20 protein-coding genes are annotated in these 17,028 nt (G+C 53.9%); 13 read left to right on the top strand and 7 right to left on the bottom strand.

Annotation, left to right across the window (positions count from 1 at the left end):
• Window positions 1-33: 33 nt before the first annotated feature.
• The 3 genes from ABQ298_12420 to ABQ298_12410 all read left to right on the top strand — a co-directional run bounded on the left by ABQ298_12420 (window position 34) and on the right by ABQ298_12410 (window position 1,400).
• Entirely contained in the window at window positions 34-246 is a 213-nt protein-coding gene (locus ABQ298_12420) for a hypothetical protein (GenBank protein ID MEQ9825179.1), read from the top strand.
• A gap of 112 nt (window positions 247-358) precedes the next feature.
• Window positions 359-826 (top strand): transcription elongation factor GreAB, encoded by a 468-nt coding sequence (locus ABQ298_12415; protein ID MEQ9825178.1) that lies wholly within the window; start codon window positions 359-361, stop codon window positions 824-826.
• 109 nt (window positions 827-935) lie between these two features.
• Entirely contained in the window at window positions 936-1,400 is a 465-nt protein-coding gene (locus tag ABQ298_12410) for a hypothetical protein (protein ID MEQ9825177.1), read from the top strand.
• A 213-nt stretch (window positions 1,401-1,613) separates the two neighbouring features.
• Here ABQ298_12410 and ABQ298_12405 read toward each other — a convergent pair whose 3' ends face one another.
• A complete protein-coding gene (locus ABQ298_12405; GenBank protein ID MEQ9825176.1) occupies window positions 1,614-2,087 on the bottom strand; it encodes a hypothetical protein in 474 nt (157 codons plus the stop codon).
• Between the two features lie 139 nt (window positions 2,088-2,226).
• Between ABQ298_12405 and ABQ298_12400 the strand changes: the two genes are divergently transcribed.
• Window positions 2,227-3,519: a nucleoside transporter C-terminal domain-containing protein gene (locus ABQ298_12400; protein ID MEQ9825175.1), complete on the top strand. Its 1,293-nt coding sequence runs from the start codon at window positions 2,227-2,229 to the stop codon at window positions 3,517-3,519.
• On the opposite strand, the gene ABQ298_12395 is transcribed toward ABQ298_12400, so the two are convergent.
• The 5 genes from ABQ298_12395 to ABQ298_12375 all read right to left on the bottom strand — a co-directional run bounded on the left by ABQ298_12395 (window position 3,482) and on the right by ABQ298_12375 (window position 7,765).
• Entirely contained in the window at window positions 3,482-4,051 is a 570-nt protein-coding gene (locus ABQ298_12395; protein MEQ9825174.1) for an NUDIX domain-containing protein, read from the bottom strand. The two genes, ABQ298_12400 and ABQ298_12395, sit on opposite strands and share 38 nt — an antisense overlap.
• Complete coding sequence (locus tag ABQ298_12390) at window positions 4,048-5,046, bottom strand: endonuclease/exonuclease/phosphatase family protein (protein MEQ9825173.1); 999 nt, start codon at window positions 5,044-5,046, stop codon at window positions 4,048-4,050. The genes ABQ298_12395 and ABQ298_12390 overlap by 4 nt, the downstream gene beginning before the upstream one ends.
• Window positions 5,047-5,587: 541 nt before the next feature.
• Window positions 5,588-6,121 (bottom strand): adenine phosphoribosyltransferase, encoded by a 534-nt coding sequence (locus ABQ298_12385; GenBank protein ID MEQ9825172.1) that lies wholly within the window; start codon window positions 6,119-6,121, stop codon window positions 5,588-5,590.
• 139 nt (window positions 6,122-6,260) lie between these two features.
• The gene (tal, locus tag ABQ298_12380; protein ID MEQ9825171.1) at window positions 6,261-7,229 is read right to left on the bottom strand and encodes a transaldolase; all 969 of its coding nucleotides are present in this window, start codon (window positions 7,227-7,229) and stop codon (window positions 6,261-6,263) included.
• A gap of 173 nt (window positions 7,230-7,402) precedes the next feature.
• Window positions 7,403-7,765 carry a DUF423 domain-containing protein gene (locus ABQ298_12375; protein MEQ9825170.1) on the bottom strand — a complete coding sequence of 121 codons (363 nt, stop codon included), beginning with the start codon at window positions 7,763-7,765 and terminating at the stop codon, window positions 7,403-7,405.
• Window positions 7,766-7,901: 136 nt separating this feature from the next.
• Here ABQ298_12375 and ABQ298_12370 point away from each other — a divergent pair, with 136 nt between their 5' ends.
• The 9 genes from ABQ298_12370 (at window position 7,902) to ABQ298_12330 (ending at window position 15,721) form a co-directional block, all read left to right on the top strand.
• Window positions 7,902-8,606, top strand: coding sequence for a hypothetical protein (locus ABQ298_12370; protein ID MEQ9825169.1), 705 nt, complete (start codon window positions 7,902-7,904; stop codon window positions 8,604-8,606).
• 125 nt (window positions 8,607-8,731) lie between these two features.
• On the top strand, window positions 8,732-9,160 hold the full coding sequence (rplM, locus tag ABQ298_12365; protein ID MEQ9825168.1) for a 50S ribosomal protein L13: 429 nt from the start codon (window positions 8,732-8,734) through the stop codon (window positions 9,158-9,160).
• 21 nt (window positions 9,161-9,181) lie between these two features.
• Window positions 9,182-9,592 carry a 30S ribosomal protein S9 gene (gene rpsI / locus ABQ298_12360; protein ID MEQ9825167.1) on the top strand — a complete coding sequence of 137 codons (411 nt, stop codon included), beginning with the start codon at window positions 9,182-9,184 and terminating at the stop codon, window positions 9,590-9,592.
• A gap of 128 nt (window positions 9,593-9,720) precedes the next feature.
• Window positions 9,721-10,749, top strand: coding sequence for an N-acetyl-gamma-glutamyl-phosphate reductase (argC, locus tag ABQ298_12355; protein ID MEQ9825166.1), 1,029 nt, complete (start codon window positions 9,721-9,723; stop codon window positions 10,747-10,749).
• 44 nt (window positions 10,750-10,793) lie between these two features.
• The gene (gene argJ / locus ABQ298_12350; protein ID MEQ9825165.1) at window positions 10,794-12,026 is read left to right on the top strand and encodes a bifunctional glutamate N-acetyltransferase/amino-acid acetyltransferase ArgJ; all 1,233 of its coding nucleotides are present in this window, start codon (window positions 10,794-10,796) and stop codon (window positions 12,024-12,026) included.
• Window positions 12,027-12,035: 9 nt separating this feature from the next.
• Complete coding sequence (gene argB, locus ABQ298_12345) at window positions 12,036-12,938, top strand: acetylglutamate kinase (protein MEQ9825164.1); 903 nt, start codon at window positions 12,036-12,038, stop codon at window positions 12,936-12,938.
• A 49-nt stretch (window positions 12,939-12,987) separates the two neighbouring features.
• Window positions 12,988-13,941 carry an ornithine carbamoyltransferase gene (gene argF, locus ABQ298_12340; GenBank protein ID MEQ9825163.1) on the top strand — a complete coding sequence of 318 codons (954 nt, stop codon included), beginning with the start codon at window positions 12,988-12,990 and terminating at the stop codon, window positions 13,939-13,941.
• Between the two features lie 22 nt (window positions 13,942-13,963).
• Window positions 13,964-15,181 carry an argininosuccinate synthase gene (locus ABQ298_12335; protein MEQ9825162.1) on the top strand — a complete coding sequence of 406 codons (1,218 nt, stop codon included), beginning with the start codon at window positions 13,964-13,966 and terminating at the stop codon, window positions 15,179-15,181.
• Between the two features lie 105 nt (window positions 15,182-15,286).
• A complete protein-coding gene (locus ABQ298_12330; protein ID MEQ9825161.1) occupies window positions 15,287-15,721 on the top strand; it encodes a hypothetical protein in 435 nt (144 codons plus the stop codon).
• A 27-nt stretch (window positions 15,722-15,748) separates the two neighbouring features.
• On the opposite strand, the gene ABQ298_12325 is transcribed toward ABQ298_12330, so the two are convergent.
• Complete coding sequence (locus tag ABQ298_12325; GenBank protein ID MEQ9825160.1) at window positions 15,749-16,822, bottom strand: DUF481 domain-containing protein; 1,074 nt, start codon at window positions 16,820-16,822, stop codon at window positions 15,749-15,751.
• Window positions 16,823-17,028: the final 206 nt, after the last annotated feature.

The raw sequence follows: 17,028 nt of genomic DNA, 5'->3' as shown, positions 1-17,028 counted from the left end.
TAAGTTTCGCACTGCAGTGCCGATGCTCAAGGCATGGATGCTACTGCAGTCGCGATCAATCTGGTGCAACATCAGGCAGCCGTTCAACGACTTGATGTCACTGCAAAGATGGTGAAACAGAATGAGCTTTCGAAGCAGGGGCTGCTCGAGTTGATTGAGGCGACTGCCGATGTTGCCGGACTGTATTCACCCGATGGTAATGTATTGCCGCAAGGAATCGGGGGGAAGCTCGACAGTCGTGCATGAAGCTGCGAAGCCTGGCAGAGAATCCTTTCGATTCGGATCACTGAAAATTGTGGTCACACAGGTGGAAAAGTTGTAAGCACTGGATTTTCGATTCTCTCTGGCTGGAACAGCAATGAATAAACATGCAGTGATTGAGGCAGTGCTTGCCGAATTGATGAATCAACTCGATCTGGTTCGCGGAGCTTCACGTGAGGCAGCGGAGTACGCCACCCACGAAGAATCACGAGCTGACTCCAAATGGGACACTCAGGGGCTTGAAGCCTCCTATCTCGCGGCTGGTCAAGGGGCGCAAGTGCTTGAGGTCGGTAACGCAATCCAGGTTTGGACGACCCATCGGGATGCGATGGCACAGTGTCGACGCATTGAATCAGGTGCCCTTTTTTCCTTGAAACTGGCCGACGCGGCGAACTGGTATTTCCTATCAACTGCTTCCGGAGGATTGAGTGTTGAGGTGGACGGCAAGGTGGTAACGGTCATCACCGCACAGAGTCCGATCGCGCGGCAGCTGGTTGGGCGCATGGTGGGTGAATCAGTGCTCCTGCCGAATGGGACAGAGGCGTTTATAGAAGATTTGTGTTGATGGGAAACCTGTGCGTTTGATGCTGGTGAAGCTGGCGTGACTAAAGTGATCACTCCAGGACAAAGGAAGGACTTGGCAATGCCGGAAATTCCGTGCCATAGTAGCGACCATGGCAAAAGTAGACATCGATCTGGTGAAAATGATCCTTCAGCGGCGGGAATTTGATACGCGTCAGGTGGCTTCCATTATCAACGAACTGGAGGAGGAAGTGCGCATCCAGAAGGAGACCGAAGAAAAACCACCTCCGGTCAAGAAACAGTTTGTCGTGCTGATATCGGATCCCGCTGGCGAACTCGAAGGAAAGGACTTTACGGGTTGGGTATTGCAGATACCGGAAGAAGACAGTCCGTATGTGACGGAGGAACGTCTGACCCGCAGTGCCTACGATTTTAATGTCACTCCGAAAGGGCGTCGCTATCCTGTCAAAACCATTGCAGAGTCGTGCGAGGTGGTGTCTGCCAAGTTTCACAAGGAGCACAAGGTGTGGGTCAAAACAAAGGAACCGGTTCTTATCTGCCGCACGGGCAACGATATTCCTTGGGATGACATGAAAGGAAAGCTCGACGGAGAGTGAAGCCGAAGGAGCGGGTCGGTTCAGAACACGATACTGCCGATCAGCGCGAGCAGGAGGATGAGTAGCAGCAGGCTGAGTGCGCGCGCTTCGGTTGGAGTGAGTTTGAAGGCCATGAGCGTTGAGGGTTAGGGGTTTGCCTAACGAACTGGCCTGTCAGGTTCAAGTGAAATTGCCTTGAGTCCGATACTTGGGTGGAGCGAGTCGTCTGCGGTGTTATTGGTAGGAAGTTCCGAGTTTGAAGAGATTTTGTTTCCACTCGAGCAAGACTCCTTCATGCAACAGCAGTTCCGTGACCTCTACCAGATTGACTGTTGCATTTTGCATGACAGGTGCCAACTCCTCGCGCTCTTCTCCTGTAACGGGATCGATGTAGGGAATGCGTTCCAGTCCGGTTGCCTCGGTGCCTTGAAATTGGCTGAAGCGGCGACGGTATTCCCGTATTTCAAAGGTTTTCCCCTCGCGTTCAAAGGATTCGATTTTTGTGGGTGATCCCAGGACTGCAGTGACGCTATCAACGGCCATACCCTTTTGCAGCTGGGAGGCATCAATTCGATTGAAAGGCGTTGAAGCAGGGGTGGAGGAAAGATCGGAGCCAGGTGTGGGTGCAGGAGCTGTCGTGCATGCACTCAGCATCACAAGGGCTGAAAGGATGCAGAGGATGGGAATGGTGCGAAGGAAGTGGCTCATGCATCGTGTTAAACCGGACTGAGGTAAAACCCTTCAAAATTTCTGCGAGGTGATCTTCAACAGATGAAGGGGCTGAAACTCGCTCTGTGCGAACAAAGTGCTGGTCAATTGCATTGAGGTTCATTATGGAATGCGACCCATGATGGATGTTTTGCGGGCGGTATTGGGGGTATTGGTTTTTCTGGTGATCGCCTGGATGATGAGCAGTGATCGGCGACGCATCGATTGGAAGCTGGTGGCAGGGGGAGTGCTGCTGCAGTTGGTGCTTGCAGTTCTGTTTCTCAAGGTTTCGGGTCCTGCAGCGGTGATCGAGTGGATCGCAAAAGGAGTGGTGCAGCTGCTTGCGTTTTCCCAGGAGGGTGGACGTTTCATTTTTGGGAGTTTTGTGGACAATGCGGAAAGCACCGGAGCGGTCTTTGCATTTCGAGTGCTGCCTTCGATTATCTTCTTTTCCGCCATTTCGACGGTGTTGTTCTATCTCGGGATTTTGCCGCTGGTGATTCGGGGTTTTGCCTGGTTGATGAACAAAGTGATGCGCCTCTCGGGAGCAGAGAGTTTTGCCGTTGCCGCTAATGTGTTTGTGGGGCAAACCGAGGCTCCGCTCATGGTTCGTCCCTACATCAGCAACATGACGCGCAGTGAATTGTGTGCGATGATGACGGGCGGCATGGCGACCATTGCTGGAGGAGTCATGGTTGCCTACATCACCTTTCTCGGCGGTGATGATGGAACGCAGAATGTGTTGTTTGCCCGTCATCTGATCACGGCCTCCATTCTCTCGGCCCCCGCGGCGATCGTCTTTTCCAAGCTGATGGTTCCGGAGCAGGATGCCTATACCCGGGAGTTTAACGTCAGCAAGGAAGAGCTGGGCAGCAACGTTTTTGACGCCGCCACGCGTGGTACGGCACAGGGGTTGCAGCTTGCCCTCATCATTGCAGCGATCCTGATCGTGTTCACCTCATTCATTCCCATGATCAATGCCATGCTCAGTTGGAGTATTGGGGGATGGACAGGACTGGATGCCTGGATTGAACAAACAAGCAAGGGTGCGCATGCATCGCTATCGCTGGAATGGGGGTTTGCGTGGGTTTTTTCGCCTGTTGCGTGGTTGATGGGGGTTCATCCCAGTGAGCTGCTGAACGCGGGTCGCCTGTTGGGAGAAAAGCTCGTGCTGAATGAATTTGTCGCCTATCTGAACATGGGACAGGCGATGCGTGAAGGTGTCATGCAGGATCCCAAGAGTCTGGTCATCATGACCTATGCCTTGTGTGGTTTTGCAAACTTTGCATCGATCGGTATCCAGATTGCGGGCATATCGACGCTGGCACCTGATCGGCGAGCTGATCTCAGCTGGCTTGCTCCCCGAGCCTTGGTGGGGGGAACCCTCGCCTGCCTCATGACCGGTTGTCTTGCGGGCCTTTTCTGGGCTTAGTTCCTGGAGCAGCCAGGTTTGCCTGGGATCCCGACTCGATGGTGATCGTAAAGGGTTGAGGGTTGTGATTGAGATCGTGGTATTCCACGCGGATGCCTGTAAAGCCGTCACGGTGTTTCCAGTAGGTCGGCCAGAGGATTTCACGGTCGGGCTGTGCCATGGGCAAATGGTGTAGCTCTTGCCTGGCATGAAAGGCAAAACTCCCTTCATCCATTGCTTCTGGCAGGGAATGAAGTTTCTGGTGACAGTGGAACAGGAAAATCAGCCAGTGACACTCATGCTCGTACGCTTTTTCGGCGAGGTAACCAAAGAGGTGCAGTTCGGATTCTTGGATGTGAACTCCCGCTTCTTCGCGAACTTCACGCACGGCACATTGCACAGGCGACTCGCCCACGCTCGTCTCCAGTTTTCCCCCGATGGGGGTCCACAGGCCCTGATTGGGTGCCTTGCGGCGCTGCAACAGCAGCTGCCGACCGTCAGCGTGTTCCATAAAAATCAGGGTAGCGATGCGATAGGGGAGGGATGCTGTCATGGTGATGGATGAGGAAGTGCTGTGTTGATGGAAAATTCGGCGACGAGCATGCGGTGGTCGGAACCACGTCCGGGCAAGCTGTTGACGGCCCGATGGGAGAGAACACCACGGTAGAACATGTGGTCAATCGCAATACCGAAGGGATAGGTCGAGCTGGGCCAGGTCGTCAGAAACATGTGACCCTGAAGGATTGATGACATTTGGGTGGATTGGAGGAGCTTGCGCGTGGGCGGTGCCCAGACGCTCTGATTGAGGTCTCCAATGAGAAGGGTATTGGGAACGGGATCACTTGCGATGAGTTGTGCGAGTTCGTGCATGCCCTGATTGCGTTGAAGGATCTGAGTATCGCTTCGGGGAGCCAGCAAATGGGCTGCGTAGACGCGCAGGGACGTTCCATGCACCATGGCGGTGGCGCGACAGATCTGGATGTTGCCCTGTGCCAGTTCCAGAGTTTCCGAATCGCTGAAGGGGAAGCGCGACCACAATACCGTACCACTGACCCCCAATATGGACTGCCGGGGCCACCTGGCCGCTTCGATGCGATGGGGGTATTGCTCATGCAGGTGTTCCAACCGGTCAAGCACATGCACAGTGGCTTCACAGATGATCATCACATCGGCATCGGCGGCTTCAATTGCAGCTGCTACTGCATCATAGTGAGCATTGTCCGCATTGATGTTGAACTGAAGCACACGCAGCGTGGGCAAGCTCCCAGAGTCGGGTTGCTGCCGCTGAAGAGCATCGAAGCTCAGGTAGGGCAGCATGAACAGCAGGTGATAGATGCCAGCTGTGGTCAAGGCCAATGCCAGCCAGGCAAATTGCCGAAGCACTGCTACCAGGGCAAGCGCAAGCGTCAAGGTCATTACCCAGGGTTGGAAATGGGCAAAAATCTCGATGGGATGAAGGGGCAGGTGGTGGCTGAGGCCCCCGGCAACCGCAAATCCCAGGCCGATGATGCAAAGCATACGCATGATGTCAGGCAGCAGGTGATTCAAGAACAGGCTGGTGTCGTTGCCCAATGCCTACCCCAATGCGAACCGGGATACAAGCGATTCCTTGTGAGCATCGTCAATCGGGTGGGTGGTGGAAAGTTTGAGGAAATGCATGCACGGGCAGAATGTTGTGCAACGTGCAATCCGGACACAACTGCATTGGGTCGCAAAATGACTGCAATCGGTTGTCAATATCCCAATATATGGGAAATTTTTCAAATCTTACCCCAATATCTTGTGTTTTGGTGTTGACAAATACCACTTTTTTGCGGACGCTTACGGCACATACATCAACCCAAATTTTGGATCTTGTTGGAATGATAAGGATGCCTGAATCGGGCTAAATCCGGTTAAAGGGAACATAGCGGAGTTCACCTGTTGGATTTTACCTGATTCAGGCAATTTTTTTGCCCGAATCCTGGAATGTCGAGCGCGACTTGTTCGTCTTATTGAAACGATTCACAATGCTGCACAGTCTGCCTGCACAATGGGTGGCAAAGGTGCATTTTCCGGGGTTCCGGCAGCTGCCGTCTCCGGGTATAGCTCACTCGTCTTCCGTAAAGCTGCAGAGCGAGAATACCTCAAGTCCCTGGGACCTGAGTTTTGCGGAACCTCCGAGTTCTGGCAGATCGATCACGGCTGCGATCAGTGCTGCCGTACCTCCGAGCTGTTGGATCAGTTGTGAAGCAGCGGAAAGGGTACCTCCAGTAGCGATCAGGTCATCGAGGATCATCACCCGGTCTCCGGGTTTGCAGGAATCTGTTCGGATTTCCACGGCAGCCTCGCCATATTCGAGTTCGTAGGAGGCTTCGATGGTTGTAGGGGGGAGTTTCCCTTTTTTTCGCACCATGACCATGGGAAGCCCCGTTTTGGCGGAGAGTCCGCCTGCGAGAATGAACCCACGGGCATCCACGCCAGCGATTCGATTGATGCGAAACTCCCGGATCTTGGCTTCAAAGACTTCAATGACCTGGGCGAAACTGTCTCCATTCTCAAAGAGCGTGGAGATGTCGCGAAAGTTGACCTCGGGAAGGGGCCAGCCCCGAACCGTGCGAATGTGCTGCTTGAAGTCTTTCATCGGATGTGCATCTCAGGGCAAGCAAAGGATCCTGTCCACCCTTTTGCGGGCAGACTGGCGTCATGAACCTGCATGCCGCCCCCGATTGCTATTTTTGTCCATTCAAACTTGGCGATGGAGTGGTTCCGCATCGTGGAGATCAAAGGTCTGCCAGAACTTCCTGAACCATGCTTCTCACCTTGAGCATGTCCTTGCCGAAGGTCCGGATGCCCTCCGCCAGTTTTTCAGTTGCCATGGCGTCTTCATTTAACGCCCAGCGGAAACCGGCCTCATTGAGTGAAATACGCTCGATATCACTGGCTTCGGCGGCCTCACGAGTGAGTTTGGCTTCGACGGGAGCATTGGATGCTGCGAGTTCCTCAAGCAGGCTCGGGCTGATGGTCAGCAGGTCGCAGCCTGCGAGTTCCAAAATTTCTCCGGTATTGCGGAAGCTGGCCCCCATGACCTCGGTCGGGTGCCCGAACTTTTTGTAGTAGTGGTAAATTTCTCGCACAGAAATCACTCCGGGATCCTTGTCTGAAGTGTAGGACTCACCGGTTTTGGCTTTGTGCCAATCCAGAATGCGGCCCACAAAGGGCGAGATCAGCTTTGCATTGACCTGGGCACAGGCTACTGCCTGGGCGAGGCAGAACAACAGGGTCATGTTGCAGTTGATGCCTTCGGATTGCAGCTGTTGGGCGGCAACAACGCCTTCCCATGTGGTGGCGAGTTTGATGAGAATCCGGTCGCGGTCGATGCCTTTGGCTTCGTAGAGTGCGATGAGGTCACGGGCCTTCTGAACGGATGCGGCTGCGTCGAACGAAAGGCGTGCATCGACCTCGGTCGATACGCGTCCAGGCACGATCTTGAGGATCTCCATGCCAAATGCCACCAAAACATCATCAATGGCCAGGTCGATGACCGTTTCGCCTGTGGCGGAAGTATCGTGTGCGACGCGTTTGACGGTCTCCGTAAACAGGGGACGATACTGGTCCTGCTGAATCGCTTTAAGAATCAGGGACGGGTTGGTCGTCGCGTCCTGCGGAGTGAACTCACGGATGGTTTCGAAGTCGCCAGTGTCAGCGACCACGGTGGTCAGTTTCTTGAGAGATTCGAGTGTATTGCTCATAGGTGGTAGGTAAGTAGTAGGACAGAATCGTGTCGGATGGCAAGGATTCAACGCCAGTGCTCCCGGATAGGATTCGGGGTCTTTTGGGTTGCACTGATTTTGAAACGATATCCGGAGTGAGGTGTAGACAGGCTTGCAGCGGTATGCGCAAAGCTTTTCCGCTGGGTGTGAAATCAGGTTTGTTCACGCATCCACAGCAGTTGCAACCAACCGATGATGAAGCCAATGCCCCCAACTGGCGTGATGGCGCCCACCCAGCTTGGGGCACCAAGCGACAGGGCAAACAGGGAGCCGGAGAAGAGCAGGATCGATGCAAGCCAGATGATGACCGTGCAAGCAACCCTGGGAGTATGGGGACGTGCGAACGATATCGCCAGTGAGGCGAGGGTATGGACCCAAAAATACTGTATGCCGGTATTCCAGATATCCACTTTTCCATATTGTTCGAGAGCCGGGCCAAGTGCGTGTGCTCCAAAGGCTCCGATGGCAACGCCGACTGCGCCCATGATCAGGCTGATTTGCTGGGGAAATTTCATTGATAACGCAGGTAGTTTCAGATTTTGTAGTGGACAAACCTACCAAAAATAACAAACGATCTAAGTCAATCGAAGTGCTCGTTTCGGGTCCTTCGCATCACGACCGAAACACTGAACCCTATCCACCGATATGAACATGAAGAAGATTGCCTTCTTGCCCGCTTTGCTTTTAACCGCCGCATCCAGTGCTTTCGCTCAGGATACTGACTTTTCGGCAAGTGCCACTTATGCATTTGAATCGGAGTTCAATTTCCGTGGATTTCAAATTGCGGGTGATACGTTTACACCCTCTGCTGAAGGACGCATCAATTCGGGCCTCGACACTTACTACTTCGGTGTCCGCACCGCCCTGCCAACGGAGAAGGACGACAACCGCGTGAAGATGCATGAATACTATGCGGGGGGAGAATTTCATTTTGGCGAAAAATTTGCAGTGGATCTTGGCGTGAGCCACTATCAGTTCCTGCCGTTCAGTGAGGACTCTGCCACGGAAGGTATTCTGGGACTGACTTGGAAGGGTCCCCTCAATCCGTCCCTCTATGTTTATGCAGATACAGATGGTGACATGCTGACATTTGAGGGTTCACTCGGGCATGCCATCGTTATCGACCAAAAGTCCGCACTGCTGTTCACGGGTTATGTCGGAACCACGGATTTTCATGTCGGTAGCAACTATGCGGGATTCATGATTGATTACTCCTACAGCTTCACGCGTTATGCTCGTTTCGCTGTTGGAGGTCGCATCGCCCGCTTGGACCCGGACGCACCTGATGCGGGTGATGAACTGGTCGAGGCTGATACCCGTGTATGGTGGGGAGTCTCCTTTACGGCTGGATTCTGATTCACCTGAACCCTGTTTTTTGAAGGTCCCTTCACCTGAGGGTGAGGGGATTCTTTTTTTGAGGAATTCATTTTCAATCGTTGACAGGGTTTTGGGAAACACTTTGTATCTTCCTTTTTTCTGAAATGAAAACAACACTCGCAAAGAAAGAAACGGTTACCCGCGAATGGTATGTTGTGGATGCAGCAGATCAGGTGCTCGGGCGTTTGGCGGTTCGCATTGCAAATGTTTTGCGAGGCAGGCATCGCGCAATTTACACCCCGCATGTGGATACGGGAGATTTTGTCATCGTGATCAATGCTGACAAGATCCGGGTCACTGGCAAAAAGGAAATCCAGAAGGAATACATGTCCTACTCGGGATGGATGGGTGGAGCGAAAGTTCGCTCGCTGTCTGACTACCGCGAAAAACGCCCTGAGTTCATCATCCAGCATGCGGTCAAGGGAATGTTGCCCAAGAATCGCCTTGCTTCCCAGATGCTGACTCGCTTGAAGGTTTATGCAGGTGCCGAACACCCGCATGGAGCTCAGGAACCCAAGGAATTCAACTTTTAGTCAAAACGATAACCACCAACGATGTCGACTTTAACAAAACAGACTGAAGAGGTTTATGTTGCGGTGGGACGCCGCAAGGAAGCCTCAGCCCGCGTTCGTCTGACCCGCGGAACGGGAGTACATACCGTCAACGGCAAGGACCTGAAAACTTACTGCTACACCGACGAACTGTCGAATCTTGCCCTGAATCCTCTGAAGGAAGTAGACATGCTCAAAGATATCGATGTGAAGGTATCGGTGAAGGGTGGAGGTCCTGCAGGTCAGGCCGTTGCCATTTCACACGGCATTGCACGTGCTCTTCAGAAGATGAATGCGGAACTGCGTTCACCGCTGAAAAAGGCGGGCTTTATCAAGCGTGACCCCAGAGCGAAGGAACGCAAGAAGGTGGGTCGCCCAGGAGCACGCAAGCGGTTCCAATTCTCCAAGCGTTAATTGGATCTGCATTCCGCGAACGAATTTCAAAGACCCTCCGAAGGCTTTTCGCCCGAGAGGGTCTTTGTGTTTATATCAAAGCACTTTGGGGAAAAGTCCACTGAGAGTCTCGTCTTATGAGTCAGAACATGAAAGTTGGAATTATTGGAGCCTCGGGATATTCCGGTGCTGAATTGGTGCGACTGCTGTCGCGACACCCCAAGGTGAATCTGGAAGTGCTCACGTCCCGGCAGTTGGCGGGTCAGCCTGCGTCGAGCATATTTCCGGTATTGCGGGGACGTGGGGATGCGCTTCGCATCGCTGCATCGGATGTGGAAGCACTGGCAAAGCATCCCGATGTCGAATTGTTTTTTCTGGCGCTGCCGCATGGAGTGGCTGTGGAGTATGCCCCGGCACTGTTGGCCGGAGGGAAATCCATCATCGACTTAAGTGCCGATTTCCGTCTGAACAATGCAGACACCTATCGTGAGTTCTATGGCGAGCATCCGGCGCCAGAGCTGCTGAGCCAGTCGGTTTACATTCTACCCGAACTGGCGGATGCTTCGGATTTTCAGTGTTCTCTGATTGCTTCTCCCGGCTGTTATCCAACGAGCATCCTGATGCCATTGTTGCCATTGGCAAAGGCTGGTTTGATCAACCCGGACAGCATCATCGTGAACAGTGTCAGCGGGGTGAGTGGAGCGGGGAAAAAACTGGCGGAGACCTACCTGTTTTGTGAGCGCAACGAAAGCGTGAAAGCCTATGGCATCCCCAAGCACCGGCACCTTTCTGAAATTGAGGAGCAGCTCAGCCGCGCATTGGGCTGCGCAACGGTGGTGCAGTTCACGCCTCATCTGGTGCCGATGAACCGTGGCATTGCCTCGACCATCGTAGTGGACCCGGTTGCCTCCGCTTCGCTGGAGCAGGCCCGGAAGGTGTGGGAATCGGCCTATGCCGGCAAACCCTTTGTATCGATTCTTCCGGTGGGTCAAACCCCGGATACGGCGGAAGTAGTGGGATCGAATCGAGTGGATCTTTCGATCTGCGAGGATCCACGCACGAATCGGTGGATCCTGACCTCATGCATTGACAACTTGCTCAAGGGGGCAAGTGGACAGGCGGTGCAGATTATGAATTTAAAGTACGGATTTGAAGAAACCGATGGATTGCTGCCCTGATCAAGGGTTGCGGAATCCATCCCATCAGCAACAGAAGGACTGATATGCAGGAGTGGAAGGTTGAAAAGTGTGAGAACAGCAGCGGCCCGACCGATGTGCCCGGATTTCTGGCGAGCGGCATCCATGCAGACGTGCGACTGAAGCAGAATGGTCAGCTTGATCTGGGCATTCTGTATTCGCCAACTCCCTGCACCGTAGCTGGAGTTTTCACACGCAACCGGGTACGGGCGGCACCGGTGAGCTTTGATGAAGACGTATTGGCCAAGGGCACGCTGCTGCACGGAGTGGTGGCCAACAGTGGCAATGCAAATGCCTGTACCGGAGAGCAAGGCATGGCCAATACACAGGAGATGGCGGCGTTGGCAGCACAGCGGATGCAGACCCCCGAAGACAGTTTTCTGGTTTGCTCCACCGGGCGCATCGGGCGGCAGTTACCCATGCCACAGATTCGCAAGGGCATTGCGGATGCGGCTGACGCACTCGGTTCGCAACCTTCAGATGGACTTGCATTTGCAAACTGCATCCTGACTTCGGACACGCGCAACAAAAAATGCACACTGCGCATCACCAACGGTTCCACAACAGTCACCGTTTCGGGAGTTGCCAAAGGAGCGGGCATGATCCGGCCTGACATGGCGACGATGCTGGCCTTTCTCTGCACCGACCTGGAGATGGATACGGCATCTCTCAAGGCTGAACTCAAGGCAGCGGCAGACCGATCCTTCAATGCGATTACGGTGGATGGCGATATGAGTACCAATGACACCGTGCTCTGCTTTGCCAATGGTGCCTCGCAGGTCAAGTGGGCGGAGGCAGACGATGCATTCAAACGCTGCTTTCGGGAAGCACTGCTGAAGGTTTGTGAACACCTGGCCTACCTGATTGTGGGGGATGGTGAAAAGATCACCAAGGTCGTGACGCTGCGGATCACAGGTGCGAACAACGAGTCGGACGCACGTCAGGTTGCCTACGCCATTGCCCATTCCCCTTTGGTCAAATCGTCATGGGCAGGTTCCGATCCCAATTGGGGGCGTGTGATTGCGGCGGTTGGGTACTCCGGAGTGCCGGTACACGAAGATCGACTGTGCATGGACTATGATGGAACTGCGGTCGTGCGAAAGGGCACCCCCAGGGATGAAAACCTCCCAAAATGGAAGGAATGTGTGGCCCGGAAGCAGTTTGAGATTCACGTCGATCTGGGTATGGGGGAAGCGGAGACTCGTCTGATAGCCAGCGACCTGACGCCGGAATACATTACGTTCAATATGAAGGAGTAGGAGGATTTCATGTCATTGCAAAGCAAACTGAGCGCAATTGATGCGCAGACCAAGGCTGCAGTCCTCAATGAGGCGCTGCCCTACTTTCAGAACTTTCGGGGATCGGTGTTTGTCGTCAAATATGGTGGCAGTTTCATGGATGATCCTGACGTCAGCAAGCGTCTGCAGGTCGCTCGCGACCTCACACTGCTCGCCTCGGTGGGAGTGCATGTTGTGGTGGTGCACGGAGGCGGCAAAGCGATTTCACGAGGCATGGAACAGGCGGGAATTGAAGTCGAGTTTCGCAACGGCCTGCGCTATACGACCAAGGAGGCAGTCAGCATCGTGGAGCAAACCCTCAACGAGCAGGTCAATCGCGAAATTTGCGACATGATCACCAGCCTGGGCGGCAATCCGGCTCCATTGCGCGGAAACGATGTGCTGCGTTGCCGTCGCCTTGAGAAAGATGCGGATGGCAATCCGGTGGATCTCGGTTATGTGGGTGAGATTACCAGCGTGAACACCTCGCTCATCCGAAAGAATCTTTCCAATCTTGCGATTCCGGTGATCTCGCCAGTTGCAGTGGATGCGCAAGGTCAGCCCTACAACACCAATGCGGATCTGGCAGCGGCCCAGGTTGCCCGTGCGCTGGCTTGTCGGCGACTGGTGTTTCTCTGCGATGTTCCCGGATTGCTTCGCGACCCCAGCGACCGCAGCAGTTTGATTTCTTCACTCAAGGTGGATGAGGTGCCAGAACTGGTGCGCCAGGGAGTGATCGGAAAGGGCATGCTTCCCAAAGTTGAAGGTGCGTGCATGGCCATACGATCAGGCGTGAAACGGGTCCACTTTGTGGAGGGACTGATGCCGCACAGCCTGCTGCTGGAAATCTTTACCGATGAGGGCATCGGAACCGAAATTGTCAATGTGGACTAGGCCCGGTCCGCATTTCACACATCTCTCGAACTCCCCCGAAAACCGCAATATGAAAACCATTCGTCACTTCCTCAAAGAAACCGATTTCAGTTTGTCCGAACTCGAAACCATTTTCGAGCGTTGCCATGAACTCAAATCCAACCGTGGAAAGTCCCAATCCCCCTTGCCACTGGCGGGGCAGAGCTGGGGCATGTTGTTTTTCAAGAACAGCACCCGCACCCGAATCTCATTTGATGTCGGACTGGGTGAACTTGGCGCGCATCGATTGTTTCTGGATCTGAACAGCATGCAGATCAGCCGGGGCGAAAGCATTGCGGACACCGCCAGGGTCGTATCGCGCTACCTGCACGGCATGGTGATTCGCGCATACGAGCACGAGATTCTTGAAGAGTTTGCCCGTGAAGGCAGCATGCCGATTGTCAATGCGTTGACGGATTTTCTTCACCCTTGTCAGATCTACGCTGATGCATTCAGCATCGCCGAGAAACTGACCCCATCGGTTCCTTCGTTGGAGGATGTGCGCGGACGCAAACTTGTTTTCATCGGAGACTGCGACTCGAACATGGCGAACTCCTGGATTTTGGGAGGATGCATGATGGGCATGGAAGTTGTGCTGTGTGGACCGGACCATTTCCAGCCGGGCCAGCGCATTCGTGATCTTGTGAATGCATCCGACTTGCAGGGCAGTTTCCGGTTCACCACCGATCCGGGTGAAGCCTGCTCCAATGCCGATGTGATTTATACGGATGTCTGGGTAAGCATGGGCGATGAAGGGGAGGCGCAGCTGCGCAAAGACATGCTGCAGCCCTATCAGGTGACACGCGCGATGATGAGTCTTGCGAAACCGACAGCATTGTTTATGCATTGTCTTCCTGCCCACAAAGGTGAGGAAGTGGAGTCCGAAGTGCTTGAAATGCCCAACTCCATCATCTTTGACCAGGCGGAGAATCGCCTGCACATGCAGAAGGCGATTCTCGCCACGCTTGTGGAATTGAATCGTTAGCAACTGACCACCTGATCCATCTATGAAAATCTTATTGGCATACTCGGGAGGACTCGACACCTCCGTTATCGTGCGTTGGCTCAAAGACAAATACGACGCGGAGATCATCACTTTTGCGGCCGATGTTGGCCAGGAAGAGGAACTCGATGGCCTGGAAGCCAAGGCCATCAAGACCGGTGCGACACGCCACTATACGGTGGATCTTGTTGCCGAGTTTGGCTCTGATTTTGTTTATCCGATGGTGCGTGGTAATGCGATCTACGAAGGTCAGTACTATTTGGGCACGTCGATTGCGCGACCGCTCATCGCGAAGGCCATGGTGGAGATCGCGCGCAAGGAAGGTGCAACCCATCTGGCCCATGGTGCCACCGGCAAGGGCAATGATCAGGTTCGTTTTGAACTCACCTTTGCGGCCCTGGCGCCGGATCTGCAGATCATCAGTCCCTGGCGCATGCAGGAATTTCGGGACACGTTCCCCGGACGCAAGGAAATGATTGAGTGGTGCCGTGAGCATGGAGTTCCGGTTGAAGCGAGCGCGAAAAAACCCTACTCGATGGACCGCAACCTCTGGCACATTTCCTACGAGGCTGGTATTTTGGAAGATCCGTGGTTTGACCCATCCACACCCGAAAACAAGGACATGTACAAACTATCGGTTGATCCGATGGATGCACCGGACACCCCGGAATACGTTGAGCTGCACTTTGAACAGGGCAACTGCATTGCGGTCAATGGTGAAACACTGGCACCTGCAGATATCATCAAAAAGCTGAACAAGCTTGCGGGGAAACACGGTATCGGACGTGTCGACATCGTCGAAAATCGTTTTGTGGGTATGAAGAGCCGTGGGGTGTATGAAACACCGGGCGGTACCATCCTCATGAGTGCGCATCGCCAGATGGAAACCCTCACGATGGATCGCAACCTGATGCATACCCGTGATGGCTTGATTCCGCGTTATGCCGAGCTGATCTACAATGGATTTTGGTTTTGCCCCGAGCGGGAAGCACTGCAGGCATTCATTGACAAGAGTCAGGAGACGGTGACCGGAACGGTGCGTCTGAAGCTTTACAAAGGCAACGTGCTTACGGTGGGTCGCAAGAGTCCGCTTTCACTCTACGATGAGAACATTGCATCGATGGAGGGAGTCAAGAGTGACTATCATCCCGACGACGCTACCGGATTTATCCACCTGCAGGGGCTGCGATTGCGCACGCGCCGCTTGATGCAGGGAAAGTAAGAATAAAGAAGCGGAAAATTGGGCTGCCGCTCTGATGTTCGGGTAGAACCGGAAATCAGGGTGGCTTGTACTTGTGGATTTTCGATTCCTGCACAAAGTTACGGCATGATTTCGAATCGATTTGTCGCCCATGTGGCGACCCTGTTTTGCTACCCGTTCATCGCGTTTGCGGCAGGATTGCTCTACCTGCTCTTTCTGCGACAGGTTCTGGGAGTAGCGGGCGATGGCTTTGGCGCTGCAGCAGCGATCATCGCATTTCCCATGTATTCCATTCCATTGTTTGCGATCTGGCTGGTTGCCTGGGAAGCACTGCGCGCGGTGAAGCGCGGCCGCATCGGGCTGGGCACATCAATGAGCCTTGCCGTAGGGGTAGCCCTGATTTTCAGCATGGTCGTTGCGGGTCCGCGCGGGTTCTCAAGTGAGGGAGGCGCGGCCATGTTCAACTATTTTTTCATTGGAATTCAGCTTGTGGGTGCAAGTGTGCACTACCTGCTTGTGCCGAAATCCAAAGTTGCGACGGAAGAGAACGTGAACGACTGATGCAGGGCGAATCCGGTGCCCAGTGGTTCACTTCCACTGCAGCAGCAGGCTCAATGCGTAAGTGGTATCGAGCTTATCCACTGCATCCGGTACCTTTGAGTTGTACTGGTGGGCGAGAGAGAAGCGGAGTTTCCATCGGTCCGAGCTTCCCAGTGGCATATCGAGTGTCGACACATGATCGAGGCGAAAGTCGGAGAAATCGTCAAAGATTGGATTGATATCGATCACAGTTGCCCATTCTGCCCAATCCGTCAGGGAGGATTTGAATTTGAGTCCAACGGTGACACCTGGTTCGCTGGTGCTTCCCGTTCGATCCTCCACACCGTCCCGATCCAGATCAAACCCATAAGACTCGTAACGAAGGGCTATCCCCGCATTCCACTCCAGAGAGGTTTGAGGAGTGGTCAGTGCCTTCCAGGAAAGACCAGCAGAGCTGAGGCTCCGCAGTTTGAGGTTTTCGAAGCGATCCTGTTCGAGCGTTTCCCGCAGGTACCAACCGACTGTCGGCAGGAAGAATGAGGTGTAGTCGGCTTTTGCAATGGCTTCATCGGCAGTCCGTTCCGAATGGCGACCTGCAGTTTCGGATTTGGACATTTGATAGCGCAGGTTGAATTCGAGACGATCTTTCTCCCGTTCCCGGATGGCGGCGAAGCTTCCGGAGAAATCCTGTTTGTTGCTGTTGCCGGATTTTCCGTGAATTCCTACAGCGGTTTCAAACTTCCAGACGGATGCAGCTACGGTTTCGGGTGTTGCGGCAGTAGCATTGTTTTCGCCGACATCCACGGAAGTGCCTGCCAATGTGATGCGGTTTGCGGGAATAGCAGAAGCACCTTCAGCGGATGCAGACAGTGTGGTTTGCGTGCCATCTGTCAGTACGACCTGCAGGTCCGATTCGACTGAAATTCGGGTCGCAGCTGCTTGTTGGATCTCAATGATACCCGCCCAGGGAGTGTCGAGCTTGATGACACCATCCTGAATGGCGGTAATGGTCCCCCGAAGGATGGAACCATCTGTGGTTTCGATCTGATCTGCATGCAGAGTGGAAAAGCAGGTCGCAACACTGAGAAGAGGAATGAAAAATATTTGATGGATGGATTTCATGAAAAAAGGAAGTGGCAAGCCCAGGAGTGGGCATCTACACAGGTTTGATTGCCAGTGAAGTGGCCAAATTAGGGAGACGCGTGGCGAGGTCAAACCGGAAGATCGCTTTTGGTAATAACAGGTAACGGACTCGCCGATTTCTCCTGGTGTCGTCTTTGGGATGTTGAGAGACGAAGGGATTTCGGCACATTCGTTTTGAACGGTCG

It is taken from the genome of Puniceicoccaceae bacterium, assembly GCA_040224245.1.
Classification (GTDB): domain Bacteria; phylum Verrucomicrobiota; class Verrucomicrobiia; order Opitutales; family JAFGAQ01; genus JAKSBQ01.
Note: the sequence above shows the minus strand (reverse complement) of the source record. Positions and strands in the feature narration are given on the sequence as shown.